This is a genomic window from Leucobacter musarum subsp. musarum, assembly GCF_001273845.1.
Taxonomy (GTDB): Bacteria; Actinomycetota; Actinomycetes; order Actinomycetales; family Microbacteriaceae; genus Leucobacter; species Leucobacter musarum.
In genome coordinates this window covers 1-26,534 of record NZ_JHBW01000065.1, presented here as the reverse complement: position 1 = coordinate 26,534, position 26,534 = coordinate 1, and the positions used below count along the sequence as shown (strand labels likewise).

At 69.1% G+C, this 26,534-nt stretch carries 20 protein-coding genes and 2 pseudogenes; 2 read left to right on the top strand and 20 right to left on the bottom strand.

The features are described from left to right. Window positions 1-48: 48 nt before the first annotated feature. From der to CH42_RS02965, 7 genes and pseudogenes are all read right to left on the bottom strand, one after another. Window positions 49-1,728: a ribosome biogenesis GTPase Der gene (gene der / locus CH42_RS02995; RefSeq protein ID WP_275575609.1), complete on the bottom strand. Its 1,680-nt coding sequence runs from the start codon at window positions 1,726-1,728 to the stop codon at window positions 49-51. After that, window positions 1,728-2,507 (bottom strand): (d)CMP kinase, encoded by a 780-nt coding sequence (gene cmk, locus CH42_RS02990; protein ID WP_082309263.1) that lies wholly within the window; start codon window positions 2,505-2,507, stop codon window positions 1,728-1,730. The genes der and cmk overlap by 1 nt, the downstream gene beginning before the upstream one ends. Beyond that, on the bottom strand, window positions 2,492-3,679 hold the full coding sequence (locus CH42_RS02985) for a prephenate dehydrogenase (RefSeq protein ID WP_082309262.1): 1,188 nt from the start codon (window positions 3,677-3,679) through the stop codon (window positions 2,492-2,494). Before CH42_RS02985 ends, cmk begins: the two co-directional genes overlap by 16 nt. A 446-nt stretch (window positions 3,680-4,125) precedes the next feature. Beyond that, window positions 4,126-4,827: pseudogene (locus CH42_RS15890) on the bottom strand (pseudouridine synthase); the annotation flags it as partial. Between the two features lie 161 nt (window positions 4,828-4,988). After that, a complete protein-coding gene (scpB, locus tag CH42_RS02975; RefSeq protein WP_053351738.1) occupies window positions 4,989-5,654 on the bottom strand; it encodes an SMC-Scp complex subunit ScpB in 666 nt (221 codons plus the stop codon). Further along, window positions 5,647-6,579: a segregation and condensation protein A gene (locus CH42_RS02970; RefSeq protein WP_082309261.1), complete on the bottom strand. Its 933-nt coding sequence runs from the start codon at window positions 6,577-6,579 to the stop codon at window positions 5,647-5,649. The genes scpB and CH42_RS02970 overlap by 8 nt, the downstream gene beginning before the upstream one ends. Before the next feature lie 4 nt (window positions 6,580-6,583). Beyond that, a complete protein-coding gene (locus CH42_RS02965) occupies window positions 6,584-7,435 on the bottom strand; it encodes a ParA family protein (protein WP_193392066.1) in 852 nt (283 codons plus the stop codon). A gap of 20 nt (window positions 7,436-7,455) precedes the next feature. Between CH42_RS02965 and zapE the strand changes: the two genes are divergently transcribed. Next, window positions 7,456-8,598, top strand: coding sequence for a cell division protein ZapE (gene zapE, locus CH42_RS02960; RefSeq protein ID WP_306455193.1), 1,143 nt, complete (start codon window positions 7,456-7,458; stop codon window positions 8,596-8,598). Continuing rightward, complete coding sequence (locus tag CH42_RS02955) at window positions 8,595-9,236, top strand: hypothetical protein (RefSeq protein WP_053351735.1); 642 nt, start codon at window positions 8,595-8,597, stop codon at window positions 9,234-9,236. The genes zapE and CH42_RS02955 overlap by 4 nt, the downstream gene beginning before the upstream one ends. A 178-nt stretch (window positions 9,237-9,414) precedes the next feature. Here CH42_RS02955 and CH42_RS02950 read toward each other — a convergent pair whose 3' ends face one another. The 13 genes and pseudogenes from CH42_RS02950 to CH42_RS02890 all read right to left on the bottom strand — a co-directional run bounded on the left by CH42_RS02950 (window position 9,415) and on the right by CH42_RS02890 (window position 26,438). Then, entirely contained in the window at window positions 9,415-10,695 is a 1,281-nt protein-coding gene (locus tag CH42_RS02950; protein ID WP_053352026.1) for a M1 family metallopeptidase, read from the bottom strand. 27 nt (window positions 10,696-10,722) lie between these two features. Then, a pseudogene (locus CH42_RS17015) lies at window positions 10,723-14,765 on the bottom strand (Pls/PosA family non-ribosomal peptide synthetase). A gap of 163 nt (window positions 14,766-14,928) precedes the next feature. Next, the gene (locus CH42_RS02940) at window positions 14,929-15,912 is read right to left on the bottom strand and encodes a site-specific tyrosine recombinase XerD (RefSeq protein ID WP_053351734.1); all 984 of its coding nucleotides are present in this window, start codon (window positions 15,910-15,912) and stop codon (window positions 14,929-14,931) included. After that, complete coding sequence (locus tag CH42_RS02935; RefSeq protein ID WP_239683930.1) at window positions 15,912-16,598, bottom strand: NUDIX domain-containing protein; 687 nt, start codon at window positions 16,596-16,598, stop codon at window positions 15,912-15,914. The genes CH42_RS02940 and CH42_RS02935 overlap by 1 nt, the downstream gene beginning before the upstream one ends. Then, complete coding sequence (locus CH42_RS02930; protein WP_053351733.1) at window positions 16,591-18,303, bottom strand: CTP synthase; 1,713 nt, start codon at window positions 18,301-18,303, stop codon at window positions 16,591-16,593. Before CH42_RS02930 ends, CH42_RS02935 begins: the two co-directional genes overlap by 8 nt. A gap of 45 nt (window positions 18,304-18,348) precedes the next feature. Continuing rightward, complete coding sequence (locus tag CH42_RS02925) at window positions 18,349-19,611, bottom strand: AI-2E family transporter (RefSeq protein ID WP_053351732.1); 1,263 nt, start codon at window positions 19,609-19,611, stop codon at window positions 18,349-18,351. Between the two features lie 40 nt (window positions 19,612-19,651). Beyond that, entirely contained in the window at window positions 19,652-21,343 is a 1,692-nt protein-coding gene (recN, locus tag CH42_RS02920) for a DNA repair protein RecN (RefSeq protein ID WP_053351731.1), read from the bottom strand. Next, the gene (locus tag CH42_RS02915; RefSeq protein ID WP_053351730.1) at window positions 21,340-22,269 is read right to left on the bottom strand and encodes an NAD kinase; all 930 of its coding nucleotides are present in this window, start codon (window positions 22,267-22,269) and stop codon (window positions 21,340-21,342) included. Before CH42_RS02915 ends, recN begins: the two co-directional genes overlap by 4 nt. After that, window positions 22,266-23,195 carry a TlyA family RNA methyltransferase gene (locus tag CH42_RS02910; RefSeq protein ID WP_239683929.1) on the bottom strand — a complete coding sequence of 310 codons (930 nt, stop codon included), beginning with the start codon at window positions 23,193-23,195 and terminating at the stop codon, window positions 22,266-22,268. Before CH42_RS02910 ends, CH42_RS02915 begins: the two co-directional genes overlap by 4 nt. Next, on the bottom strand, window positions 23,185-23,382 hold the full coding sequence (locus CH42_RS02905; protein WP_053351729.1) for a hypothetical protein: 198 nt from the start codon (window positions 23,380-23,382) through the stop codon (window positions 23,185-23,187). Before CH42_RS02905 ends, CH42_RS02910 begins: the two co-directional genes overlap by 11 nt. A 49-nt stretch (window positions 23,383-23,431) precedes the next feature. Next, window positions 23,432-24,475, bottom strand: a complete 1,044-nt coding sequence (locus tag CH42_RS02900; protein WP_053351728.1) for an HAD-IIA family hydrolase — start codon at window positions 24,473-24,475, stop codon at window positions 23,432-23,434. Next, window positions 24,475-25,371, bottom strand: a complete 897-nt coding sequence (locus CH42_RS02895) for a hypothetical protein (protein ID WP_306455191.1) — start codon at window positions 25,369-25,371, stop codon at window positions 24,475-24,477. Before CH42_RS02895 ends, CH42_RS02900 begins: the two co-directional genes overlap by 1 nt. Before the next feature lie 5 nt (window positions 25,372-25,376). Continuing rightward, window positions 25,377-26,438, bottom strand: a complete 1,062-nt coding sequence (locus CH42_RS02890; RefSeq protein ID WP_156322449.1) for a hypothetical protein — start codon at window positions 26,436-26,438, stop codon at window positions 25,377-25,379. Window positions 26,439-26,534 lie beyond the last annotated feature (96 nt).

Below are 26,534 nucleotides of genomic sequence, written 5' to 3'. Positions count from 1 at the left end.
GGGGCCCGGGATCCTCAGATCCCGAGCCCCGCTCGCACCTCACTCGCCCTACGGGCGCGGGCGCCGCTCGCGAATGCGCATGTTGATCACGATGGGGCTGCCCTCGAAGCCGTAGCGTTCGCGCAGGCGTCGCTGAATGAAGCGGCGGTACTGCGGGTCGAGGAAGCCCGACGTGAAGAGCACGAATGTCGGCGGGCGGTTCTGCACCTGGGTGCCGAACAGGATGCGCGGCTGCTTGCCGCTGCGCAGCGGGTGCGGGTGCTCCTGCACGAGCTCGGCGACGAACGCGTTGAACTTGCCGGTCGGCACGCGCGTATCCCACGATTCGAGGGCCTGCTCGAGCGCGGGCACGAGCTTCTCGAGGTGGCGGCCAGTGCGCGCCGAGATGTTGACGCGGGGCGCCCAGTCGACGTGCGCCAGGTCGGTCTCGATCTCGCGTTCGAGGTAGCGGCGACGGTCGTCGTCGAGCATGTCCCACTTGTTGAAGGCGAGCACGAGCGCGCACCCCGACTCGAGAACGAGATCGATGATGCGCAGATCCTGATCCGAGATCTCCTGCGTCACGTCGATGAGCACGACGGCGACCTCGGCCTTTTCGAGTGCCGCGGCGGTGCGCAGCGAGGCGTAGAAGTCGGCGCCCTTCTGCAGGTGCACGCGACGGCGAATGCCGGCGGTGTCGACGAAGGTCCAGACGCGGCCCGCGATCTCGACCTGCTCGTCGACCGGGTCGCGCGTGGTGCCGGCGATGTCGCTCACGACGGCGCGTTCTTCACCGGCGGCCTTGTTGAGCAGGCTCGACTTGCCCACGTTGGGGCGGCCGAGCAGGGCGACGCGGCGGGGGCCGAGCAGCTTGGGCTGCGCGACGGCGGATTCGTCGGGCAGCGCGGCGATGACTTTGTCGAGCAGGTCGGCGACGCCGCGGCCGTGCAGCGCCGAGATGGCGTGCGGTTCGCCGAGGCCGAGCGACCAGAGTTGCGCGGCTTCGCCCTCGAGCACGGCGTCGTCGACCTTGTTGGCGATCAAGAAGACGGGCTTGTCGGTGCGGCGCAGCAGCTGCACGACGCGCTCGTCGGTCGCGGTCGGGCCGACGCGAGAGTCGACGACGAACAGCACGACGTCGCAGAGCTCGATGGCGACCTCGGCCTGCAGCGCGACCGAGGCGTCGATGCCCTTGGCGTCGGGCTCCCAGCCGCCGGTGTCGACGAGGCTGAAGCGCGTGCCCGACCACTCGGCCGGGTAGGTGACGCGGTCGCGCGTGACGCCGGGCTTGTCTTGCACCACGGCCTCGCGGCGGCCGAGGATGCGGTTGACGAGCTGCGACTTGCCCACGTTGGGGCGGCCGACGATGGCGACGACGGGCAGCGCCTCGGCGACCGGCTCGCGGAACCCGAGGAACTCGCACTCGTCGCTGATCATCGCGAGGTCGTCGTCTTCGAGGTCGAAGCCGTCGAGGTTCGAGCGCATGGCGCGCAGGCGCTCTTCATCGGTGACCGACGGGTCGAACCCTTCGCCCACGATCACGTCGTCGGCGAAGTCGGCGGCGTTGAAGACGCTCTCGGTTTCGTAGTCTTCAGGGTCGAACTCGGGGGCGGCCGCCACCTGGCTGCCGTCGGGGTTCACCTGCATCACCTCGGGGCCGTCGAATTCGGCTCCGTCGCTGCCGTTCACGGGGGTATCGCCGCTGTCGGCGGCGTGCTTGCCCGCACGCTGAGGGGTCTGCTCGCTCATCATTCGCTCTCTTCTGCGGCACCCTGCGCCGCTCGTACGATATCGACCACAGCCTGCACCGACTGCTCGAAGTCTAGATCGCTCGTATCGACGAGCGTTACCCCCGGGGCCGGGGTGAAGAAGTCCACGACGAGCGCGTCCTTCGCGTCGCGCGCCTCGATCGCGGCAAGCACCTCGGCGTGTGTGAGGCCCGGCAGCTCGCCGGCGCGGCGCTGCGCCCGCACGTCGGCAGACGCGGTCATCAGGATGCGCACGGGCGCATCGGGCGCCACCACGGTCGTGATGTCGCGCCCTTCGATGACGACGCCGGGCAGCCCCGACGCGGCGACGATCTCGCGGAACATCGCGTTGAGCCGCTCGCGCACCTCCGGATGCTTCGACACCCGGCTGACGAGCCCGCTCACGGCGTGCTCGCGAATCGCGTCGGTCAGCGCGTACGTGCGAGAGGTCTCGCCATCGTTCCAGACGACGGTGACCTGCTGCGGCCCGCGCAGCGTGATCGAGTAGTTCCAATCGCGCAGGATCGCCGCGACGGCATCGGCATCATCGAGATCGGCACCGAGCTCGGTCGCCATCCACGCGAGCGCGCGGTACGCGGCGCCCGTGTCGAGAATGCCGAAGTCGAGTCGCTCGGCTGCCGCGCGCGAGACGCTCGATTTGCCGCTGCCGGCCGGCCCGTCGATTGCGACGAGCAACGGTGCGATCGAGATCGAGGTCGCGGTTGCGGGGTCGCTCGATGCCGCGTTCTGCAGTGCAGCAACAGTCACAGCGTTCTCCATCCGCGTTCCGCGAGATCAGCGAGGGCTCGTTCGGCGACCTCTGGCAGCACAGCGATCTCGGCGAATCCGATCTGGGCGCCCGGCGAGTGCTCAAGACGCAAGTCTTCCATATTAATACCGAGTTCTCCGAGTTCGGTGAGCAGCTTCGCGAGCTGGCCCGGAGAATCGTCGATGAGCACCGTGATCGAGGTGAATCGCTCGGACGATCCGTGCTTGCCCGGAATACGCGAGACCCCGTTGTTGCCGGCCGAGAGCAGGTCGGCGATGCGGCGCCGCGCCCCGGTCTGGGCGGGATCGCGCAGCGCATCAGCGAACGCGGCCACATCGGCGGCGAACGCGTCGAGCAGCTCGACAACGGGTGCACTGTTGGCGCCCAGGATCTGCACCCACAGCTCAGGGTCGCTCGACGCGACGCGCGTGGTGTCGCGCAGTCCGGCACCAGCGAGCCCGATCGCCTGCTCCTGGGCCGGCACGAGGCGCGCGGCCAACAGGCTCGACACCACCTGGGGCAGGTGCGAGACCAGCCCAACGGCGCGGTCGTGCTCGGCAGGGGTCATCTCGAGCAGCACACCGCCGAGATCGAGGGCGACTGCCTCGACGACCGACAGCACCTCGGCCGAGGTCTCGCCGTCGCGGCAGATCACCCAGGGGCGTGCGACGAACAGGTCGGCCCGGGCCATGATGGCCCCACCGCGCTCGCGGCCCGCCATCGGGTGCGAGCCGACGTAGTTGGCGAGGTCGATGCCGCGACGGGTCAGTTCTTCGAAGGGCGCCAGCTTCACACTCGCGACATCGGTGACGACCGCACCGGGGTAGGTGCGCAGTGCGCGCTCCACCACGTCGGCGGTCACGTCGGGCGGGGTCGCCACGATCACGAGTGCGGGCGCCGCATCGTCGGCGGTGCGCAGTCGGCCGGCGCCGTAGTCGGCGGCGAGCGCGACCGTGGTCGGCGACAGGTCTTCGAGCGTCACGTCGACGCCGCGCTCACGGAGGCCGAGCCCGACGCTCGCCCCGAGCAGCCCGGCACCGATGATGTGCACCGTGCCCCGGGTGCGGGCCGCGAGCGGCGCACGCTCCCCCGGCGCACGCAAATGCGCACCGGCTGCGGCAGCCTGAGGCGCGGGATCACCCGGCCCCGCCACGCTCCCCGTCGCCTGTGGTTCCGCGCTCATCGTCCACCCTGCTTCCGGCCACCGCGCGGCCCGTTCGAGCCACCGCGCTGCTGTCCCTGGCTGCCACCGCGCTGCGGGGCTCGACCGTTGTTCTGCTGCTTGGGCCCGCCCGAACCGCCGCGCCCACTGAAACCGTCGAAGCCACCGGAGCCGCCGTTGCCGTCACTCGAACGCCCGCGACCGCCTGCGCGATCCGCGCCACTCGCGCCACGCGCCCCGTCACCCTTCGGGCCGCCGCGCCCATGCGGGTTGCCGCGCGCCGCCGTGCCGCGCATGCCGCGCGCGCCGGCGCCGTCGCCCGGTCGACCCGCGGTCACCTCGCGACGCTTCTTCGCGGGCTTGCCGGCGTCGGACGAGGCACCGCCCGCGCGGCCGCGGGTGTCGGCGCTCTGCGATCCGGCACCGCCCTCAGCACTGTCGCCCGAAGCACCGCCGTCGGCAACCGCCGAGAGCAGCGCCCCGCGTTCGGCCGGCGCCAGCTCGCGCAGCTCGCCCGAGCGCAGCGTTCCAAGGTGCAGCGGCCCGAATTGGCGACGCACGAGCTCGACGACCGGATGCCCGACCTCGGCGAGCATGCGGCGCACGATGCGGTTGCGCCCCGAGTGCAGCGTCAGTTCGACCAGCGAGTGCGCGGTGCCCGTGCCGTTCGGCAGCAGCTTCGCACGATCGGCGTGCATCCGCCCGTCTTTGAGTTCGACCCCGTCTTTGAGTTGCTGGATCACCGCAGCCGTCACCCGCCCACGCACCTTCGCGATGTAGGTCTTCTGCACCCCGAAGCTGGGGTGCGCGAGGCGGTGCGCGAGATCGCCGTCGTTCGTGAGAATGAGCAGGCCGCTCGTGTCTTCGTCGAGGCGACCCACGTTGTAGAGGCGGTCTTCGACCTGATCGGCGAACTCGCGCAGGTCGGGGCGGCCGTTCTCGTCGCTCATGGTCGAGACGACGCCGGTGGGCTTGTTGAGCACGAAGTAGCGCTTCGAGACGTCGAGCTGCACGACGACGCCGTCGACGCGCACTTCATCGGTATCCGGATCGACGCGCGAGCCCAGCTCGCGCTCCTCCACGCCGTTCACGGTGACGCGACCGCTCGTGATCAGCGTCTCGCAGGCACGGCGCGAGGCGACCCCCGCGTGCGCGAGCGCCTTCTGCAGGCGAACGCGGCCATCATCGTCGTGCGCCGAGTCGCCGCCCTCGCCACCAGCAGCACCCGAACCGGCACCGGTGATGGGCCGATCCCACCCGAACTCCGCGAGGTCGACTTCGATGTTCTCGCCGTCGACGGAGAATGATCCGCCGAGGCCCTCCGAGCGCGTCATTCGTCGAATCCTTCCGTGGGCTCATCGAGGAGCGGTGAAATGGGCGGCAACTCCGAGATGTCGCCGATGCCGAGGTACCCCAGCAGCGCGTCAGAGGTGCCGTAGAGAATTGCGCCGGTCTCGCCGTCTTGACCGACCTCGGTCACGAGGCCGCGGCCGAGCAGCGTGCGCACGACCGAGTCGACGTTCACCGCACGAATCGACGCGATCGCGCCGCGCGAGATCGGCTGACGGTAGGCGATCACCGAGAGCGTTTCGAGTGCCGCCTGCGAGAGGCGCGACGGCGACTGCTGCTGCACGAAATCGGCGACGACGGGGTCGAGGCTCTCGCGCACGTAGAAGCGGTATCCGCCCGCGACCTCGCGGAGCTCGAACCCGCGGGGCGATCCGGCACCCGCGCCATCGCCTGCTGCGACCGCCCCGCCCGCAGCACCAGACCCCACCGCGTCACCGTTGAACTCGGCAACGAGCGCCGACAAGGCCGCCCGCACCTCGCGCACGGGCCGGTCAGTGGCAGTCGCCAGGGCGACCGCGCTGAGCGGTTCGTCGGCGACGATGAGCAGCGCCTCGAGCTGCTGCGATAGCGAGTGCGCGGCGCGGGCGCGCTCGAGCTCGGGGTTCGCGCCCGGCTCGGCCGTCTGCTCAAGTGTCGCCTCAGTCATAATCGTTCCCTAACGTAGCAAGTTCGTCGTCTGACCAGCTCTCGCCGACCCACTGCACGTGCAGCTCTCCGAGCGGCTCGGCCTGCTCAAATGTCACTGCGGCCCGGCGATACAGCTCCAGAATGGCGAGGAAGCGCGCCACCACCACACCCCGCTCGGGCTCTCCCGCGATGAGTTCCCGGAAGCTGCGCACGCCGCCGGTGCGCAACAGGGCGACGACGACCGCCGCCTGCTCGCGAATCGACACGAGTGGCGCGTGCAGGTGGTCGAGCCCGACCGTCGGAATCTCGCGCGGCGCGAACGCCAGCGTCGCGAGCGCCGCGAAGTCGGCGGCGTTCAGCGTCCAGACGAGCTCGGGCCCGCGGTCGCGGTACTTCGCGTCGAGCGGCACGAGACGCGCGTGCCGCGCCCCCTCGGCCTCGAGCCGATCGCGGAACCAGGCACTCGCCTGTTTGAACGCCCGGTACTGCAGCAGACGCGCGAAGAGTAGGTCGCGCGCCTCGAGCAGCGCGATGTCTTCGGCGTCGACCGCCTCGCCCTGCGGCAGCAGGCTCGCGATCTTCAGGTCGAGCAGGGTTGCGGCGACGACCAAGAATTCCGAGGCACGGTCGAGATGCTCAACGCCCTCGCCCTCGATCGTTGCCAGGTAGGCGATGAACTCGTCGGTCACGAGGCTCAACGACACCTCGGTGATGTCGAGCTCGTGCTTGCCGATGAGGTTCAGCAGGAGGTCGAAGGGCCCGTCGAAGATTTCGAGGCTGACGCGGAAGCCGGCGGGCGCGGTCTCGGTCGTTTCCGCGGTCGCCGGTGCAGTTGCTGACGCAGATGCCGGATCGGCCGCTCCCCCTGCAGGCGCGGCCGCATTCGCCGCGGGCACCGGATCCGTACCTGCCGCAGCGGCGCCCGGATCGGTGCTCACCACCATGGCGCTAGGCGACGACGCCGCGCTGCACGAGCTCGCGGGCCAGCTTGAGATACGCCTCGGATGCGGCGTTGGAGGGGGCGTAGTCGAGAATCGGCTTCGCGGCGATCTGCGCGTCGGGCAGCTTCACCGTGCGGCCGATGACCGTGTCGAAGACCTTGTCATCGAAGGTGTCGACGACGCGCTCGAGCACCTCTCGCGCGTGCAGCGTGCGGGCGTCGTACATGGTCGCGAGAATGCCGTCGAGCTCGAGCGCGGGGTTCAGGCGATCGCGCACCTTGTCGACGGTCTCGACGAGCAGCGCGACGCCGCGGAGCGCGAAGTACTCGCAGGCGAGCGGAATGAGCACGCCGTGGCTCGCCGTCAGCGCATTGACCGTGAGCAGCCCGAGCGAGGGCTGGCAGTCGATCAGAATGACGTCGTAGTCGCCGGCGACCTTGCGCAGCACGCCGGCGAGAATCTGCTCGCGCGCCACCTCAGTCACGAGGTGCACCTCTGCGGCAGACAGGTCGATGTTGGCCGGGATCACGTCGAGCCCCGCCGTCTCGGTGTGCTGGATCGCCTCACGCGGATCCTTCACCTTGCCGAGCATGAGGTCGTAGATCGTGGGCACGTCGTGCGCCTGGACACCGAGGCCGGCCGAGAGCGCACCCTGCGGATCGAAGTCGACGGCGAGCACGCGGCGACCGTAGCGCGCGAGCGCGGCGGCCAGGTTGATGGTGCTCGTCGTCTTGCCGACGCCACCCTTCTGGTTGCACATCGCGATGATGCGCGCGGGGCCGTGGCGGTCGAGCTTTTTCGGCGCCGGAATGATGCGATCGGGTCGCCCGGTGGGCCCAAGTTCGACCTGCTTCGCCATACCCGGCCTCCTCCCGCTCGCTGACATTCCATCCTAGCCTGGAGCGGCCGTCGCTAGGATCGGGGAACGTGACCGAAACCGACGCACCCACGCTCTCGAAGCTCACCGACCGGGTGGGGCACGCCGCCGCCGCTCGCGGCATCGACCTCGATGCGCCGCAGCGCGAGCTGCTCGCCGAGATCGCGGAGCTCGCCGAGCACTGGGCCGATCCCGCAGCGCCCGTCGGCGCCTTCGTGCACGGGCCCGCCGGTCGCGGCAAGACCTGGCTCACGAGCGAGATCTTCACCGCCGTCGACGTGCCCGAGGCCGCCAAGCGCCGCGTGCACTTCCACACCTTCTTCCAGGAGCTGCAGCGCCGCTTCGGCGCGCAGATGACCGCGCGCGAGGCGATCGATGACACGGTCGCCGAACTGCTTGACGGCGCCGAACTGTTCTTCTTCGACGAGCTGCACGTGCACGATCCGGGCGGGGCGAGCCTGCTCAACCGGCTCATCGCGGAGCTCGTCGAGCGCCGCATCCCCACGCTCTTCACCTCGAACTACGTCCCCGAGGGGCTGCTCGCGAACCCGGTGTTCCACCACGTCGTCGAGCCGAGCGTGCGCCTCATCCGCGAGCACTTCGCGGTGCGCACCCTCGACGGCGGCACCGACTATCGCACGGCGGGCTCCGCTGCGGGCGATGCGCGGCCCGCGACCGGGTTCGCATCGGGGCGCTGGATCGCGGTGCCCACCGGCACTCCGGCGGCGAGCGCCGTCAGCGCCGCCCAGCTCACCCCGCCGACCGCCGCCGAGGCCACGCAGGTGCTCGATGGGCACCGCGCCCTGCGCGCGCTCGCGGTGCGCCCGATCGACTCCGCGGCTTCTCCCTCCTCCTCGGAGATCTGGTTCGCCTTCGACGATCTGCTCGAGGCGTCGTCGATCGCCGAAGACTTCCTCGACCTCGCCGCGCAGCACGATCGCTGGGTGCTCGTCGACGTGCCGCCGCTGTCGCGCGCGAGCCGGGAGGCACGTCAGCGGTTCGTCGCGCTGCTCGACGTGCTCGTGCACGCCGACCTGCCGCTGACGGTGTTCGCGAGTACCGACCGGGCCGGGCTCGTCGATATCGCCGACCCGCCGGCCGACCTCTTCCGCACCGTCAGCCGCCTCGCGCTGCTGGGCGAATGACACCCGTCGCGCACACCGAGACCCCCCTCGGGGCGCACCTCGCGTGGCGCGCATATCCCGTCGACGAGTCGAATGACACGCACGCGCCGGATCGCCAAGCGATCGCCCACGAACTCCTCGCGGGCCTGCTCCACGAGCTGCACCACGGCATCGCGCCCGAGGCATTCGTGTTCGTGCGCCGGTGCCCGTCGTGCGGCAGCACCGCGCACGGCATGCCGAGCGCCCGCCTCGTCGGCGAGCACAGCTCGCCCGCCCAGGCGCTCCCCCGCATCGGCATCAGCTACGCCGCAGGCCTCGTCGCGGTCGGCGTCGCCCCGCCCGAGGCCATGGCCTTCGCGATCGATGTCGAGCTCGACGACGACCGCACGCGCGCCCGCATTGCGGAAGCGCTCGACCTGCACCCGTCCGACGCCGATACCCGCTCCTGGACCCGCCTCGAAGCCATCGCGAAGGCCTCGGGCGCGGGGCTGGGCACGTCGCTGCGCGAGCCAGTAGTCGAGACTCGCACCGAAGGCACCTGGCACACCACCGAGGAGCCCCGACTCGTCGGCGCAGACCTGCCCCTGACGCTCCCGTCCCCCATGCCCCGGGCGATCCTCACCGTCGCCGCACAAACCCCACGCCGCCCAACACGCTGACCGACAAGCGCCCACCCAGGCAGTCGCTGAGCACCGCCCCACACGAGCGGCCGGGCGGACGCGGGCCCGTGCGCCTTCCGGTGTCGCATTTGCGGAAGAGGAGCGTGCGAAGCGGCACGCGACGATTACGCAATGAGCGACGCCGGAGGGCGCACGGGCCCGCGGACGCCCAGCAGACCTACCGATCCGGCAGCGCAGGCAACGCCGCAGCAAACACCCAGGAGTCGAACACCCCGTCGATCGGCACGGGGCTCATCTCTTGCACGAGGGCGATGAAGTCAGGGGTGCGCACGAGGGTGTGGCGTCGTTCGGTGGCCCAGCGCAGCAGTACGGCGCGGAAGAGGTCGTCGCCGAGGGTGCGTCGCAGCGTTTCGAGCACGAGGGCACCGCGTTTGTAGACGCGGTCGTCGAACATGTCGGCGGGGCCGGGATCGGCGAGCACGAGGTGCTGCGGCAGTGCGGCGAGTCGTGCGTGGTGCTGTTCGGCGAGGTCGGCGATGCTCGGCCCGCCTGAGGCTTCTGACCAGATCCATTCGGAGTAGCAGGCGAAGCCTTCGTTGAGCCAGATGTCTTGCCAGCGGGCGAGGCCGACGGAGTTGCCGAACCACTGGTGGGCGAGTTCATGCGCGATGAGGCGTTGCTCGCTGGGGGCTTCGTGGTTGCGGCCGAATGTCGCCATGCCTTGCGCTTCGAGGGGAATCTCGAGTTCTTCTTCGGTGACGACGATGGTGAGGTCTTCTTGCGGGTACGGCCCGAACCATTCTTCGAAGATGTCGATGATGCGCGGCACGGGTGCGAAGGCGCGCTGCACGGCGCGTGATCGTCCGGGTGGTGCGATGAGTCGGGCGCGGTCGCCGAGGCGGTATTCGGCGTATTCGCCGATGTGTGCGGCGAGCAGGTAGGTAGCGGTCGGCACGGTCGTCGAGAATGTGCGCAGAGTTTTGCCGGATCGCCCGGTCACGGTGCCGGGCACACCTGTGATGGCGACGAAGAAGCCGCGATCGGTGGTGAACGAGACGTCGTAGGTGGCGCGGTCGTCGACGCGGTCGTTGCAGGGGAACCACGTGGGTGCGCCGGTTGGCTGGGAGGCGACGAGGGCGCCGTGTTCGAGTTCTTCCCAGCCCAGTTGGCCCCAGCGCGATCGCCGGGGTGCGGGGCGGCCGGCGTACTCGATGTCGAGTTGCAGTTCGGCACCGGGCTCAGCCGGGTCGTCGAGCCGGATCGTCAGCGCGTGCGGCCCCTGCTTCGCCTGCCGCTGGAGTGCGCCGTCGACGCGAACCTTGCTCGCGCTGAGCCCGATGAGGTCGATGCGCAGCTGGTCGGTGGCCTCAAGCACGCGCACCTGCAGGCAGGCGCGGCCTTCGAGCCGGTTCGTGCGCGGGGTGTAGCGCAGGTCGAGGTCGTAGTGCGCGACCGAGTATCTCGGGTCGCCACTGGTGGGAGTGTAGGGGTCGCTCATGCCGGTCTTTCGCAGGTGCATCGTCGACTACTTCGTCGACTGGTAGGCGCGCAGTTTGATGGCGCGCCAGGGTCCGATGGGGTTGCCGCTCCAGCGCGAACCGACGGGCACGCTTTCGCCGCGCATGACGAGCGATGCGGGGCCGACGGTCGCGTGGGCGCCGATGACGGCGGCGGGCAGAATGACGCTGTGCGGCCCGAGGGTCGCGCCCGCGGCGAGTTCGACGGTATCCATGCTCATGATTCGATCATGGAACAGGTGGGTCTGCACGACGCACCCCCGGTTGACGGTGGATCCGTCGCCCAGTGTCACGAGGTCGGGTTCCGGCAGCCAGTACGATTCGCACCACACACCCGCGCCGATCCGCGCTCCGAGCGAGCGCAGCCAGACGGCGAGCGCGGGGGTACCGGCGGCCGCGCGGGCGAACCAGGGCGACGCGAGCATCTCGGTGAACGTGTCGCTCACCTCGGTGCGCCAGACGAAGCTCGACCACAGGGGCGCTTCGCCGGCCCGGATCGGCCCGACGATGATCCACTTGGCCGCGGTCGAGATGCCGGCGGCGACGGCGCCCGCGGCGAGCATGACGAGTCCCGAGAGCAGGATCGTCCAGACCGCTCCGACCGACGTCCAGAGCCACGCAAACGCGAAGAGCACGGTGAGGCCGAGCGCGGTCGTCGCGAAGACGGCGAGAATGCGTCCGAGCTCCCAGAGTGCCCGTGCGATGCGCAGTGCAGCACCCGGGTGGTAGGTGCGACTGTCGTCCCCGTCCTGCGCCAGGCGGCGCAGTCGCACGGGTGGCGAACCGAGCCACGAGGAGCCAGCCTTCGCCTTGCCGGGTGCGACCGAGAGTACGGCGACGAGCGAGTCCTTGGGCACGCGGTGCCCTGGGCCGGCCATCCCCGAGTTGCCGAGGAAGGCGCGCTTGCCGATGCGCACGCGGCCGATCCGCATCCACCCGCGGTGCAACTGGTACGACGCCACCATCGTGTCGTCGGCGAGGAAGGCGCCATCGTCGATGCGCGTCATCTTCGGGAGCAGCAGCACCGTCGACGCCTCGACATTGCGGCCGACGCGGGCGCCGAGCAGGCGCAGCCACACCGGCGTGAAGAGGCTCGAGTAGAGCGGGAAGAGGAAGGTGCGCGCCGCGTCGAGCAGGCGCTCCGTCGTCCAGGTCTGCCAGCCGATACGGCTGTGCACGGGGAAGGTGCCCTCGTCGAGCCCGATCGCGAGCAGCCGTACGAACAGCACGACCGCGCCGGCGTAGACGACACCGGTGACCAGTACAGCCGGGACCAACCAGAGCAGTGCCGCACCGAATGCAGCACCGAGCGACTCCGCGCCGCGCATTCCGGCAGCGATGAGCAGGCCGCCGACGGCGAACGAGACGAACGGCAGCAGGGCGAGCACGATCGACGACCCCGCGTACGCGAAGCGCCACACGGGCTCGCGATGCGGCTGGCCATCGGGCCACTCCTCCGTTCGATTGCCACCGATGCGCACGGCCGGCGATCCTGCCCAGGTCTGCTCCGATTTCACGCGACCGAACACCGCCGAACCGGGCGCGATCTCCGCGCCGTCATCGATTCGGGTGCCCGGCGCAAGCGTGCTGCGCGAGCCGACCGTGACATCGCTGCCGATGCGCACACCGCCGATGCGCAGCAGGTCGCCGTCGATCCAATAGCCGGTGAGGTCGACCTCGGGTTCGATGGCCGAGCGCGCGCCGACCTCGAGCATTCCCGTGATGGGCGGCAGCGTGTGCAAGCTGACATCGCGCGCGATCTGCGCGCCGAGGGCACGGGCGTAGATCGTGATCCAGGGCGCACCCGCGAGCCCAACCGCGTCGATCTGCTGCGCGAACTGCTCCGCAAGCCACAGGCGCATGTGCGTCACGCCGCCGCGCGGGTAATCGCCGGCGCGCACCCCGACGAGCAGCACGCGCGCCACAATCGCCGCGATCGCCATCTTGCCGAACGGCGTCGACAGCACCAGGATGCCGAGGAGCAGCATCCAGATCGGCACGCTCGGCAGCACCTCGAACCCGGTCGTGAGATTCAGGATCGTGCCCGCCGTCAGCAGATACACGAGCCAGCGCAACCCGCTCGCGATGAACAGCGGCACACCGGCCAGCGTCTGCGCCCACTGCGTGCCGCGCGGCGTCGGGGCGGGCTGGTGGAAGCTGCTCGCATCACCCGCGTCATCGACCGCCGCGATCGCCTTCGCCATCGCTGCGAGACGTGGCACATCGTAGATGTCGGCCACGGTGAACTCGGGCACCCGGGTGCGAATGCGCGAGACGAGCTGCGCGGCGGGCAGCGAGCCGCCGCCCAGATCGAAGAAGTCGGCGTCGGCGCCCGGCACGGGCACCCCGAGCACGGCCTGCCACTGCTCCGCCAGCCAGGCCTCGCTCGCGTTCAGCCCCTCGGCCGCCGGAGCGTCGACTCCGGGCAACGGCCACGGCAGCGCCGCGCGGTCGACCTTGCCCGAGGTACGAATGGGGAGTTCGTCGACCACGGCGAGCAACGGCATCACTCCGGCCGCGAGTCGCGCGGCGAGATGCTCACGGGCGAGTGCGCGATCGAGCGGTGCCTCCCCCTCGACGACCAGGTACCCGACGAGCACCGGCACACCGGCGTCGCTCGAGCGCACCGCGGCGGCAGCGGCCGTCACGCCGGGCAAATCCTGCAACGCGTTCTCGACCTCGCCGAGCTCGATGCGTCGACCGCCCACCTTCACCTGGTCATCGGCACGGCCCAAAAACATGAGCCCCGTCGGCTCGTACCGCACCAGGTCGCCCGAACGATAGGCGCGCTCCCAGCCCAGCTCGGGCATCGGCGCGTATTTCTCCGCGTCTTTCGCAGGGTCAAGGTACCGCGCGAGGCCGACGCCGCCGATGATCAGCTCGCCCGACTCCCCCGGCGCCACACGGCGGCCCTCGGCGTCGACGACCGCCAGATCCCAGCCGTCGAGCGGCAGACCGATACTGATCGGCGAGACGCCGTCGAGCGGGCACCCGCAGGCCACCACCGTCGCCTCGGTCGGGCCGTAGGTGTTCCAGACCTCGCGACCGTCTTCCACGAGGCGGGCGGCGAGCTCGGGCGGGCACGCCTCGCCGCCGAAGATCAGCAGGCGCACGTGCTCGATCGCCTCTCGCGGCCACATGGCGGCGAGCGTCGGCACCGTCGACACGACGCTGATGCTCTGCCGCACCAACCACTGCGCCAGGTCTTCACCGGCCCGAACGATCGCCCGCGGAGCCGGCACCAGGCAGGCCCCGTGCCGCCACGCGAGCCACATCTCCTCGCACGAGGCATCGAACGCGACCGACAGGCCCGCAAGCACCCGGTCGCCGGGGCCGAGAGGCTCGCGCTGCAAGAACATGCGCGCCTCGGCATCCGCGAATGCGGCGGCGGATCGGTGGGTTACGGCGACGCCCTTCGGTACGCCCGTCGACCCCGAGGTGAAGATGATCCACGCATCATCATCCGGGGTCGGGTCGACTAGGGGGGGCTGCCTCGGCCTCAATCGCCTCGCTTGTGAGCACCTCGCTCTCGGCTTCGATGACCGCGGGCGCATCAGTTGCCGATGCATCACTCGCGCGCGGCACGAAGCCGTGGTTGCCGACGATGCCCACCACTCGGGCCTCGCCGAATACCAGGCGGGCCCGCTCATCGGTGTCGTCGGCGTCGACCGGCACGTACGCCGCCCCCGCGCGCATGATCGCGAGGATCGCGATGTAAAGATCTTGCGATCCCGAGTCCACACGCACACCGACGCGATCGCCGACCTGCACCCCGGCCGCCCGCAGTTCGTTGGCACGCTCATCGACCGCTGCGACGAGTTCACGGTAGCTCAGCGCACCCGATCCGGCGTCGATCGCCGAGGCCTCGGGGTACGCCGCTGCTGTCGCGCGCAGCACGTCGATGAGTGTGCGTTCGGGGGCGGCGTGCGCACCGCGGGTCAGCGGGATCTGAGGATCTTCGCGCAGTGAGTCGTTCAAGAGGCGGCGTCTTCTCGCAGTCGTTCGGGCGCGACGCGACCGGTCGGGCGCGCGCGGGTGCTGCTTCGAGAATGTCACCCGCACGAGAGCTCGCAGGCCCGTATTGCCGAGATTTCCGCTCGCAGCACCGAGTCTTTCCCTGTTGGCTACCCTGCGTTCACCTGACGGGCGCTGCCAGCGCGCCTCACCCGCACAGTCGCCACCGGCACCCAACACCCACCGGTCCCAGACGGCGTCTACTTCGCGCGCGGGTGCGACAGCAGGTAGTGCTCGCGCAGCGTATCGGCGGTCACCTGCGTGTAGATCTGCGTCGTGGTGACCGAGGCGTGCCCCAGCAGCTCTTGCACGGTGCGCACGTCGGCGCCTCCGGCGAGCAGGTGCGTGGCGAAGGAGTGCCGCAGGGTATGCGGAGACACTTCCTGCGTGATGCCGGCGCGGTCGGCGGCGGCTCGGATCACGAGCCAGGCGCTCTGGCGCGACAATCTCGCCCCGCGCGGGCCAACGAACAGCGCCGGTGTGCCCCGGCCACGCGCGACCATGGTCGGACGGGCGCGCACGAGGTAGGCGGCGAGCGCGCGCCCCGCGTAGCTGCCGTAGGGCACGATGCGCTGCTTCGATCCTTTGCCGGTCACCCGCAGAAACCCGCCGTCGCCAAGCGCGGCTTCGGGTTCGCTTACCGCGTCGGCACGGCCCGGAACCGCCAGCAGATCGTCGACGTCGAGCGCCGTCACCTCGCTCACGCGCGCGCCACTCGCATAGAGCAGTTCGAGCAGGGCACGGTCGCGCAGGTCCACGGGATCGTCACCGCCGACCGCGCCGAGCAGCGCCTCCACCGATTCGAAGGGCAGGGCCTTGGGCAGGCGCTGCGCGCGTTTCGGGGTGCGCAGTCCGCTGCCGGCGTGCTCGGCGAGCAGCCCCTCCTCGAACAGGAAGCGGTGCATTCCGCGCACCGTCGAGAGTCGACGCGTGATCGACGCCGGAGCGAGTGCCGGCACCGGGTGCCCCTCGCTCGGCCGAGGCGGTTCGGCGAGGTCGGCGACGTAGGCCGCGAGGGTGTCGGGGTGCACCTCGGCGAGGTCATCGATGCCGCGCTCCCGCAACCAGCTGCCATAGGCGATGAGGTCGCGGCGATACGCGGCCTGGCTGTTGGCCGACAGCCCGAGTTCGAGCGCGACGTGGCGCAGATAGCGCTCCGCACCCTGCTCCGGGCTCAGCGGCATCAGCGCGAACGTTCTCCGCGCACGGCCGCGCGGCCATTCCACGGGAGTGCGGGATCGCGCAGTGTCGACCACCCGCGCGCCCGTGCGGCCTCTGCGGCGAGCACGGCATTCGCGGTCACCGTGTTCTGCACTCGGCCGTCGAGCACTGCTGCCACGACTTCGTCGAGCGGCACCCATTCCGGGGTGAGCTCGGCTTCTTCTTCCGAGCGCACGTAGTCGTGCGCTATCGGCGTCAAGTCTCGGGCAAGAAAGACGCGCATGGCCTCGGTCGAGCTGCCGGGCGCCAGAAACAGATCGAGCAGCAGATGCCAAGAGTCCGCCTGCAGATCGGCTTCCTCGGCAAGCTCGCGGCGAGCTCCCGTGAGGCCCGATTCACCGGGGACGTCCATGAGCCCTGCGGGGATCTCCCAGAGCCGGTGCCCGGTGGAGTGACGGTATTGCTTGATCAGCAGGACGCGATCGTCGGCGTCGAGTGCGAGCACCGACACGGCGCCGGTGTGATCGAGGTAGTCGCGAGTGAGCTCGGTGTCGCCGAACAGGAAGCGATCTCGTCGCATGTCCCAGACGTGCCCCTCGGCGAGCACCTCGCTCGCGGCGACGACGACGTCGTCGGCACGGGAGTCGGCGAGGAGGCCGCCGCTGCGGCCCGCCTCGCCGACGATGTCCGTGCCGAACGACTCACTCACCGTGCTCGGCGGCTTCCTCGGGCTCGACCTCGAAGAGGCTCGCGGCCTCGCGGCGATCGATTGCGGCACCGACCAGCCCGGCGAAGAGCGGGTGCGGGGTGCCCGGGCGCGAGCGCAGCTCAGGGTGGGCCTGCGTCGCAATGTAGAACGGGTGCACGTCGGTCGGCAGTTCGACGTACTCGACCAGCGCGCCATCGGGGCTGGTGCCCGAGAACGACAGGCCCGATGCCGCGATCTGATCGCGGTAGCGGTTGTTGACCTCGTAGCGGTGACGGTGACGCTCGCTGGCGCTCGGCGCACCGTAGAGCTTCGCGGCCAGCGACCCGTCGGCGAGCGCAGCTTCGTACAAGCCGAGGCGCATCGTGCCGCCCAGGTCGCCGCCGTCGATGATGTCGACCTGCTCGGCCATCGTCGCGATGACCGGAACCGTCGTCTCGGGGTCGAACTCGGTCGACGAGGCACCTTCGAGACCCGTGACGTTGCGGGCGTACTCGATCACCATGCACTGCAAGCCGAGGCACAGGCCGAGGGTCGGAACGTGATTCTCGCGGGCGAATCGCAGTGCGCCGAGCTTGCCTTCGATGCCGCGGATGCCGAAGCCGCCTGGGATGCAGATGCCGTCGACGTCTCCGAGCGCCTCACGCGCACCCTCGGGCGTTTCGCAGTTGTCGGAGGGCACCCAACGAATGTTGACCTTGGTCGAGTGCGCGAACCCACCAGCGCGCAGCGCTTCGGTCACCGAGAGGTAGGCGTCGGGCAGATCGATGTACTTGCCCACGAGCGCCAGTGTGACTTCGCCCTTGGGCTGATGCACGGCGTCGAGCACGGGCTGCCAGCCGGTCCAGTCGACGTCGCTCGAGCGATCCGAAAGCCCGAGGTTCTCGACGATGATGCTGTCGAGCCCCTGCGAGTTCAGCAGCTGGGGCAGGTCGTAGATGCTCGGTACGTCGATCGCGTTGACGACCGCGTTCTCATCGACGTCACACATCAGCGCGATCTTGCGCAGGTTGTCGTCGGTGACCGGGCGATCGCTGCGCAGCACCAGTGCGTCGGGCTGAATACCGATCGAGCGGAGGGCCGCCACGGAGTGCTGGGTGGGCTTGGTCTTCTGCTCGCCCGAAGCCCCCATGAAGGGCACCAGCGAGACATGCACGAAGAACACGTTCTTGCGTCCGAGTTCGTGACGCACCTGGCGCGCCGACTCGAGGAACGGCTGCGACTCGATGTCGCCCACCGTGCCGCCGACCTCGGTGATGATGACGTCGGGGCGCGGGGTCTCCGACGCCTGGAGGCGCATACGGCGCTTGATCTCGTTGGTGATGTGCGGGATCACCTGCACCGTGTCCCCGAGGTACTCGCCGCGACGCTCCTTGGCGATCACCGTCGAGTAGATCTGCCCGGTGGTGACGTTTGCCGCCTCCGAGAGGTTGATGCCGAGGAATCGCTCGTAGTGCCCGATGTCGAGGTCGGTCTCCGACCCGTCGTCGGTGACGAACACCTCGCCGTGCTGGAACGGGTTCATCGTTCCGGGATCCACATTCAAGTAGGGATCCAGCTTCTGCATCACGACGCGCAACCCGCGCGCGGTGAGCAGATTTCCGAGGCTTGCAGCCGTAAGGCCCTTGCCCAGCGATGAAACGACACCTCCGGTGACGAAGATGTGTTTGGTGATTCCGGCCTGGTCCGCGCTCTGCTCTGTTCCCACGGGCTTCAATCCTATCAGTTCAACTCGGACGTGTTCGCTTCGGGCCTATCGCAGCTCTTGCCGCGGCACCCAGACTTGCTTGATGATCATCAGCACCATCGCAGTGACGGGAATGGAGATCAGTGCACCGAGCAGGCCGAGCAAGGTGCCGCCGGCGAGCGCACCGATCACCACGAGCGCGCCCGGAACCGAGACCACCCGATTCATGACGCGCGGGGTCAGCAGATACGACTCGATCTGCATGTAGATGAGGTAGTAGACCGCCGCGATGATCGCGGCGGAGGGTGACTGGAACAGCGCCACGATCGTCACGAGCACCGTCGCCATGACTGAACCGATCAGCGGGATCAACGCGAGGAAGAAGACGCCGACCGCCACCAGGCCCGCGAACGGCACATCGACGATCGTCATCATGACGAAGCCGAGCACGGCGTTCACGAATGCCAGGATCACCATGCCGTTGACGTAGCCGCCGACGGACTTGGTGACCTGCTCGGTGATGTCGATCACCTTGGCCCGGCCGGAGCGCGGCACCAGGGAGTAGAACGCTCGCTTGATCGACTGCAGCGAGGCGAGGAAGTACAGCGTGAGAATGAGCACGATGAGGCCCGCGGTCAGCCCGTTGGCAATGCCGATGCCGGCCTGCCACACCCCACCGGCGACCTGCGCCCAGTTCTCGGGCTTGCTGACGAGATCTTGCCCCATCTGCAGCAGTCCGTCGAAGTCGACGAACTGCCCGAATCGGTCGTTGATGTCGAGGAACCACTGCTGGTGCGTGATGTCGCGGAAGAGCCCCGGTGCGCTGCGCACGAGCAGCGTGATCTGACTCGCGATCATCGGGATGATGATCGCGAGGAGACCGGCGATGACGAGCACGAAGCCGCCGAACACGACGGCGATGCCCAGCGGGCGCTTGAGCCCGCGGCGTTCGAGCGATCGCACGACCGGGTCGAGCCCCAGCGCGACGAAGAGCGCCGCTGCGACGTACATGATGATCGTGGTCAGCTGCTCGATCATGCCGCCGAACAGCATCGCGACGAGCACGCCCAGGGTGATGGTGAACCCGAGCTGGAACGGCCCGCGCACGACGAACTCACGGGTCTGCGCCTTCGCCCGCTCTTCGCGCGCATCGACTGCGGCTTCTCGGGCGTCGCGGTACATCTCTCGCGTGTCGGCGTCCATCTGCTCGATGTCGGCGTGCTTCACATCGGGATGCGAATCGAGATATGCCGCCTTCGTCGCGGCATTGTCGTTGAGGTCGGGCTTTCTCGGCGCCGAGGGCCGCAGACGGCCGAGGAACTTCACCATGTGGGGAGCGTAGCAGTGACCATGGACACCCGGTACCGCCTCACGCGGCGTCGCGCAGTGCGAGCAGTTCGGCGGCGTGTTCGAGCGCGCTCCCGGAGTCGCTAAGCCCCGAGAGCAGTCGCGCCATCTCGGCAAGCCGCGCGTCTCCTTCGAGCCGTTGGCAGCTGCTCTCGGTGAATCCGCCCGCAGAGTCTTTAATGACCTGCAGATGATTCGAAGCGAACGCGGCGACCTGCGCGAGGTGCGTCACCACGATGACCTGCGACGTGCGCGAGAGGCGCGCGAGACGACGCCCGATCTCAATCGCGGCCGCCCCGCCGACGCCGGCATCAACCTCGTCGAAGACGAATGTGGGCACCGGATCGACCGCCGCGACGACGACCTCGAGTGCGAGCATCACGCGCGAGAGCTCACCACCGGAGGCTGTCTTCGCGACCGGGCGAGGTGCCGCTCCGGCATGCGGACTGAGCAGCAGCTGCACCTCGTCGGCTCCAGAGCCACCGAGCGCTGGCAAGGGCGCGACCTGCACGACGAATCGGGCATCCGGCAGCGCCAGCTGGCGCAATTCGGCGCTGACGAGTTCCGAGAGCTGTTCGGCTGCGGCCGTGCGCAGCTCGGTCAGCCGCTCGGCGAGGCTGCGCTCACGGGCCGCCTCGGAGTCGAGACGCGCAGCGAGCTCGTCCACGAGATCACCGTCTCCGTCGAGCTCCGCGAGTCGCTGTGCGGCCGTTTCGGCAGCAGCGATGACGGTGGCCGAATCGTGGCCGTATTGGCGGAAGAGCACGTTCAGCGCGGCCAGGCGCTCGTTCGCTCGCGCGAGTTCTCCGGGGCCTTCCTCATCGAGGTCGCCGGCGTACGCGGCGAGTTCTCGAGCCGCATCGGCGACCTGAAAACTCACTGCGCGCAGCGATTCGAGCACGGCGGCGAGGCGCGGGTCATACTCCGCGACCCGTTCGAGTTCGCGGGCGGCTTCGTCGATCAACCCCGAGGCATCGCGCGCGAGCGGGTCGTCGGATTCGCTCGCCAGAGCCTCGTGGGCGGTCGCGGTTGCGGAGCGCAACGCCTCGACATTGCTGAGCAGCTCGATACGGCCCGACAGCTCGATCTCTTCGCCCGCTTGCGGGTCGACCGCGGCGATCTCATCGAGCTCCGTGCGCAGGCGCACCGCCTCTGCGGCACGCTCCTCACGTGCTTCGGTGAGTTCGTGCACGCGTGCGGAGAGGAGCTGACGCTCTCGATGCGACTCGCGGTACTCCGCCAGCGTCGTCGCAAGCAACTCGCCGCCGAAACGGTCGAGCGTTTCTCGTTGTGCCGACGCTGATTTGAGGCGCAGCTGCTCGGACTGGCCGTGCACCGCGAAGAGCCGGTCAGCCAGTTTGCCGAGGCTGCCGACCGGTGCGCTCGCTCCGCCGATGCCGGCGCGGCTGCGCCCCTCGGCGCTCACCGTGCGGCTGAGCACGAGTTCACCGTCTTCGACTTCTCCGCCGAGCTCGTCGACGAGGTCGATGACCACGGAATCCTGCGTACGCACGATGCCGTGCACGCGGGCCTGAGCGGCACCGGATCGCACGGCGCCGGCGTCGCTGCGCTCACCCATGAGCAGCCCCAGCGCGCTCACCACCATTGTTTTGCCGGCGCCGGTCTCACCGGTGATCGCGGTGAAGCCCGGCCCCAGTGGCACGGTCGAATCGACGATCACGCCCAGGTCTCTGATGCGCAGTTCCTCGATCACGCGATCTCCCCTCCGCGTCGGCTGCCCCGCCACCCCGAGGTCGGCAGGTGGAATTTGCGCACGAGTCGGTCCGAGAACACGCCCCCGGTGAGGCGCCCCAGGCGCACGGAGAGGTCCGAGCGTCGCACCGTGACCATCGATCCTGCTGGCAGCTCGGTGCGACGGCGTCCGTCGCACCACAGCACTCCCGGGCCGATGTTCTCGGGGAGAATGCGTACGCGCAGTTCGGAGTCGGTGCCGGTGACGAGCGGGCGGTCGAAGAGTGCGTGCGCGGCAATGGGCACGAGCAGCATCGCCTGCACCGACGGCCACACGATGGGGCCGCCCGCAGAGAACGCGTACGCCGTCGACCCGGTCGGGGTCGCGAGCACGACGCCGTCGCAGGCAAAGGTCGAGATAGGTTTGCCGTCAACGCCGATCTCGACTTCGAGCATGCGCCGCTGCTTCTCGACGCTGGCTTCGTTGAGCGCCCAGGTCTCAGCGATCACGACGCCGTCGTGGCTGGCTTGCACGTCGACCGTCAAGCGTTCTTCGACGGTGTAGTCGCGACGCAGTACGCGATCGATCGTGGTCGTGAGATCGACGCTCTCCATCTCTGCAAGAAACCCCACGTGCCCGAGGTTGACCCCGATGATGGGGCACTCCGAGCCTCGAAGCAGTTCCGCAGCGCGAAGAATCGTGCCGTCGCCTCCGAGCACGATCGCCGCTTCAAGCTCATCGATCGTGACGTCGTCGCTGAGTCGGCCGATCTGCTCGACTTCGAGATGCGGGGAGAACGCCTCGCGATCCGGCGCATCAAAGACGGGCAGTACTCCTGCTCCGATCAGCGTGGTCACCGCTTCGACCGTCGCCGATACCGCCTCATCGCGGTGCGTGTGCGAGACGATCAAAATACGCCGTTGCTCGGACTGCTGCTGCACGTTCATCGCCCTCCATCCGCTGTCGATTGCGTGCCGGCCGTTTCGACCGCACCCGCATCGGGCTCAACCGTCGCCGCCGCACCGGTGAGTGCAGCGATGCGCGACTCCCATTCTGTCGGAACCGGTGCCGCGGCGCGCTCGAAGTGCGCCAGATACTCCCGGTTGCCCGCCCCGCCTTCGATCGGAGATTCGGCAATGCCACGGGCCGCGAAACCGTATCGCGCCGCGGCATCGAGCACGATGCGAATTGCTTCGGCCCATTGCTCGGGCGAAGTCACCACCCCGTCGCGCACGCGCCCCACTTCGAACTGCGGTTTGATGAGCAGCAGGAGCTCGGCTTCGGGAGCCGCGCACTCCGAGATTGCGGGGAGCACCAGACTCAGCGAAATGAATGAGAGGTCGGCGACCACCAGACTGGGGCGCTCGTCGAGCCCGGTGTCGGCAGCGAGATTTTCAGGGGTGAGATCGCGGGCGTTGCGCCCCTCCACCAGATGCACGCGCGCATCGCCCCGCAACTGCGCGGCGAGTTGATCATGCCCGACGTCGATGGCCTGCACCGCGGTGACCCCACGTTCGAGCAGCACCTGCGTGAACCCGCCGGTGGACGCCCCCAAATCGAGGGCGATACGGCCTGCCGGCTCGACGTCGAATTGCTCGAGTGCGGCGATGAGTTTGTGTGCCGCTCTCCCGACGTAGTGATCGTCACCCGACACTTCGACCCGGGCCCCACGAGGCACGCTCAGCGAAGCCTTCGCAGCGCCGCTGCCATCGACCGTGACACCACCGGCTGCGATCAATTCGGCTGCCCGGCTGCGGGAGCGAGCGAGGCCGAGCTCCGAGAGCACCCGATCAAGACGTTCGGGTGCCGCACTCCACACCGCCTCGCGAGTGTGCTCGGCAGCGCCCGACGATCGGTTGACGTCAGCCTTCACCCCGGTCGCCTCTCTGGAGTTCGGAGAGCAACTCATCGTGCACCTGTTCGAAACCTGCCGCCCGCTGCGCCAGCGGCTGCGACTCGATCACATCGAGACGACTCATCAGCCCGTCCTCAGACACCGCCGGAGTCGCCGGAGCCCCGGCAGAACCCGAGTCGGTGTCAGGAGCGGCTGATTCGTTCATGACTCCAGACTAGCGATGACCGGGGACATCCACCCGCGCTGTCCACAGGCTAAACGCGCCAGTGATCCTCATACAGAATCTCTGGCACTTGCAGCCCGTAGATCGCGAGACCGGAGGCCCAAATCGCCGCGCACCCCGCCCGCAGCAGGTTGATCGGCGAATCGCCTTCGGCGACGACCGAGGCGATGTGTCCGTCCATCCGCACCTTCGCCGTGCCCACCTGCATCGTGCCGTCTTTCAGGCGCTCGGTCGTCGGATAGGGCTCGTGCAACTCGGCCAGCGTCGCGACGATGAACTCCGGGCGCATGTCTTGCGACGCGGCGACGAGCTGCTTTGGGCGATCGACCCCGGTGAGCACATGGAGCGAAGGAATACCGGCCGCCACCGCACCCTTGATGTCGGTGTCGAGACGATCCCCGATCATCAGCGCATTGCGCGTGCCGAATCGCTCGAAAGCGGCCTCGAAGATCGGCGTCTCGGGCTTTCCCGCGAACACAGGAAGCCGTTGCACCGCGGTGTGCACCGCAGAGACCAGGGTGCCGTTGCCCGGGGCCAGACCGCGCTCGACGGGGATGGTCCAGTCCGTATTCGTGGCGATCCAGGGCAGCGGCTCGCGACCCGGCTGCTCGGCAAGCGCGAACGCGGCCTCGGCGAGATGTACCCAGCCCACGTCGGGCGCGAATCCTTGCACCACCGCGGCAGGCGCGTCATCCGCGCTGCGAGTGACTTCGAACCCGGCCTTCGTGAGCTCATCGACGAGCCCGTCTCCACCAATCACCAGCACGCGCGAGCCTGCGGGGACCGTGCGCGCGAGCAGTGCCACGGCCGCCTGCGGAGATGTCACGACGTCCGAGGGCGTGACGCGCAATCCGAGTTCCTGCAGGTGGTGCGCCACCGTCGCGTCGGTGCGCGAGGCATTGTTCGTGACATAGCCCAGTCGCAGGTGCTCACCCGCGCGGTTCAACTCGGAAACCGCGTGCGGGATCGCCTTCGGCCCGCGATAGATCACCCCATCGAGGTCCGCGAGCAGCAGCTCGCGCCCCGCGATCGGGGTGTCGCCGAGGGCTGTGGAGCGTTTGCCGAACAACCCCATCAGTTCTTGCGATCCGCGTCGTCATCCGACTCATCCGCGTCGAGCGCGCCGATGCCGGCCGCGGCGAGCAGTTCGTCGACCTCATCTTCGATCGACATGTCCTCGGGCAGGTGGGCTTCTTCAGCGCGAGCCGCGTCAATCGGCGAGACGCTGGGCTCAGCTTCACCCTCGGCCTCAGCCTCGGCCTCGACTGCTTCACTCGCGGCACTGGGCTCAGCTCCAGCGGTCGCGTCATCATCGTGGGTGCTGTCTGCGATGTCGTCTGTGGCGTCAGCGGCGAACTCTTCGGGCTCGGACTCGTACACCTCAAATACCTCGAGTTCGTCTTGCGAGCCGTGGTGCGCCTGCAGCGCCCGCGCGGCGTGGTTCGCGTGCTCGAGCCACTTCGCGGCTTCTTCCGAGCGACCCAAGTCTTCGAGCACTGCGGAGTAGGCCGAGAAGAGGTCGGGGCTCCAGGAGAACGCCTTGGTCGGGTTCAGCTCTGGAATCTCGAGCTCGAACAGCGCCTGCTGGGTCTGCCCGAGATCGAGGCGCGCGCCTGACATCGCAATCGCCAGGTGCACTCGCTGGTCGGTGTCGAGCGCCGACGCGTCGACGGCCAGACCGGTCTCGAGCGCCTTATCAGGGCGCCCGAGGCCGCGCTCGCTGTCGACCATGATGGCGACGTGCCCATCGAGACCGCTCAGTCGTCGGTACGTGCGGAGCTCCCGGAGCGCGAGTGCGAAGTCGCCGGTGCGGTACGCCGTGATCGCGAGCGTCTCGCGTGCGACGGGAATGCGCCCCGCACGTCGACTTGCCGAGAGCGCATGCTGGTGCGCCAGCTCGGGATCATCGTCGATCAGGAACGCCACCATTGCGAGGTGGCGCGCGACGCGCTCCTGCACGTCAGCCTGCAACGTCTTCAGTTCATTGCGTGCGGCAGGGTGCAGGTCGCGCGGCTCGACGGTCTCCGGGAGTACCGGATCCTGGTGGTCTGCGCGGACCGGACGGAGCTCGTGCTGGAGGCGCTCCGCCTCGGTAAACACGCGGTCTTTGCCGCCACGGTCGCTTCGGCCGCCGCCACGGGTGCCGCCGCGACCGTAGTCGGCGCGATCATCGCGCTGCGGGCGACGATCATCGCGATCGGAGAACTGACGACGCGGGCGATCGCCATCGCGCTGGGGACGACGATCATCACGGTCACCAAAGTCGCGACGCGGACGGTCATCACGGTTCCCGAAATCACGACGCGGACGATCGCCGTCACGCTGGGGGCGACGATCACCGCGGTCATCGAATGAACGACGCGGACGGTCGTCACGGGCGCCAAAATCGCGGCGCGGACGGTCGCCATCACTCTGCGGACGACGATCATCACGATCGCCAAAGTCACGACGTGGACGATCGTTGCGATCGCCGAAATCGCGACGCGGCCGGTCGTCACGGTTCCCGAAGTCGCGACGCGGACGGTCCCCGTCGCGCTGCGGGCGACGATCGCCTCGGTCGTCGAACGAACGACGCGGGCGGTCGCCATCACGCTGCGGACGACGATCATCACGGTCACCAAAGTCGCGACGCGGACGATCACCGTCACGCCGCGGGCGACGATCATCACGGTCGGAGAACTGACGACGCGGACGATCGTTCCGATCGCCGGAGTCTCGACGCGGGCGGTCGCCATCGCGCTGCGGGCGACGATCATCACGGTCGGAGAAGTCACGGCGCGGACGATCGTTGCGGTCGCCGAAATCACGACGCGGACGGTCGCCATCACGCTGCGGACGACGATCGCCGCGGTCATCGAACGAACGACGCGGACGATCATCACGGTCGCCAAAGTCGCGACGCGGGCGATCGCCATCGCGCTGGGGGCGACGGTCTGAGCCTCCGTCGCGTCGATCGCGGTCGTAGGGCTGGCGGCCTCCACGATCATCGCGGCGCGCGCCTCCCCCACGGGAGTCGTTGCGCTGGTTTCGGGGTCCACGATCCGAGGCTTCGTTCCGATCGGGTCGTTCATTCATGGGGTGCCTCCGAAAATCAGCGCTGTTGAAATGTCGTAAAAAAGCGAAAGGGTCGCACG

Coding starts and splice junctions, on each gene's coding strand:
- CH42_RS02955 (WP_053351735.1), top strand. CDS start 8,595: ATGACACCCGTCGCGCACACCGAGACCCCCCTCGGGGCGCACCTCGCG.
- cmk (WP_082309263.1), bottom strand. CDS start 2,507: ATGGAGAACGCTGTGACTGTTGCTGCACTGCAGAACGCGGCATCGAGC.
- der (WP_275575609.1), bottom strand. CDS start 1,728: ATGAGCGAGCAGACCCCTCAGCGTGCGGGCAAGCACGCCGCCGACAGC.
- CH42_RS02970 (WP_082309261.1), bottom strand. CDS start 6,579: ATGGTGGTGAGCACCGATCCGGGCGCCGCTGCGGCAGGTACGGATCCG.
- CH42_RS02965 (WP_193392066.1), bottom strand. CDS start 7,435: ATGGCGAAGCAGGTCGAACTTGGGCCCACCGGGCGACCCGATCGCATC.
- scpB (WP_053351738.1), bottom strand. CDS start 5,654: ATGACTGAGGCGACACTTGAGCAGACGGCCGAGCCGGGCGCGAACCCC.
- CH42_RS02985 (WP_082309262.1), bottom strand. CDS start 3,679: ATGAGCGCGGAACCACAGGCGACGGGGAGCGTGGCGGGGCCGGGTGAT.
- CH42_RS02915 (WP_053351730.1), bottom strand. CDS start 22,269: ATGAACGTGCAGCAGCAGTCCGAGCAACGGCGTATTTTGATCGTCTCG.
- CH42_RS02925 (WP_053351732.1), bottom strand. CDS start 19,611: ATGGTGAAGTTCCTCGGCCGTCTGCGGCCCTCGGCGCCGAGAAAGCCC.
- CH42_RS02900 (WP_053351728.1), bottom strand. CDS start 24,475: ATGGGGTTGTTCGGCAAACGCTCCACAGCCCTCGGCGACACCCCGATC.
- CH42_RS02950 (WP_053352026.1), bottom strand. CDS start 10,695: ATGAGCGACCCCTACACTCCCACCAGTGGCGACCCGAGATACTCGGTC.
- CH42_RS02940 (WP_053351734.1), bottom strand. CDS start 15,912: ATGCCGCTGAGCCCGGAGCAGGGTGCGGAGCGCTATCTGCGCCACGTC.
- CH42_RS02905 (WP_053351729.1), bottom strand. CDS start 23,382: ATGAACGAATCAGCCGCTCCTGACACCGACTCGGGTTCTGCCGGGGCT.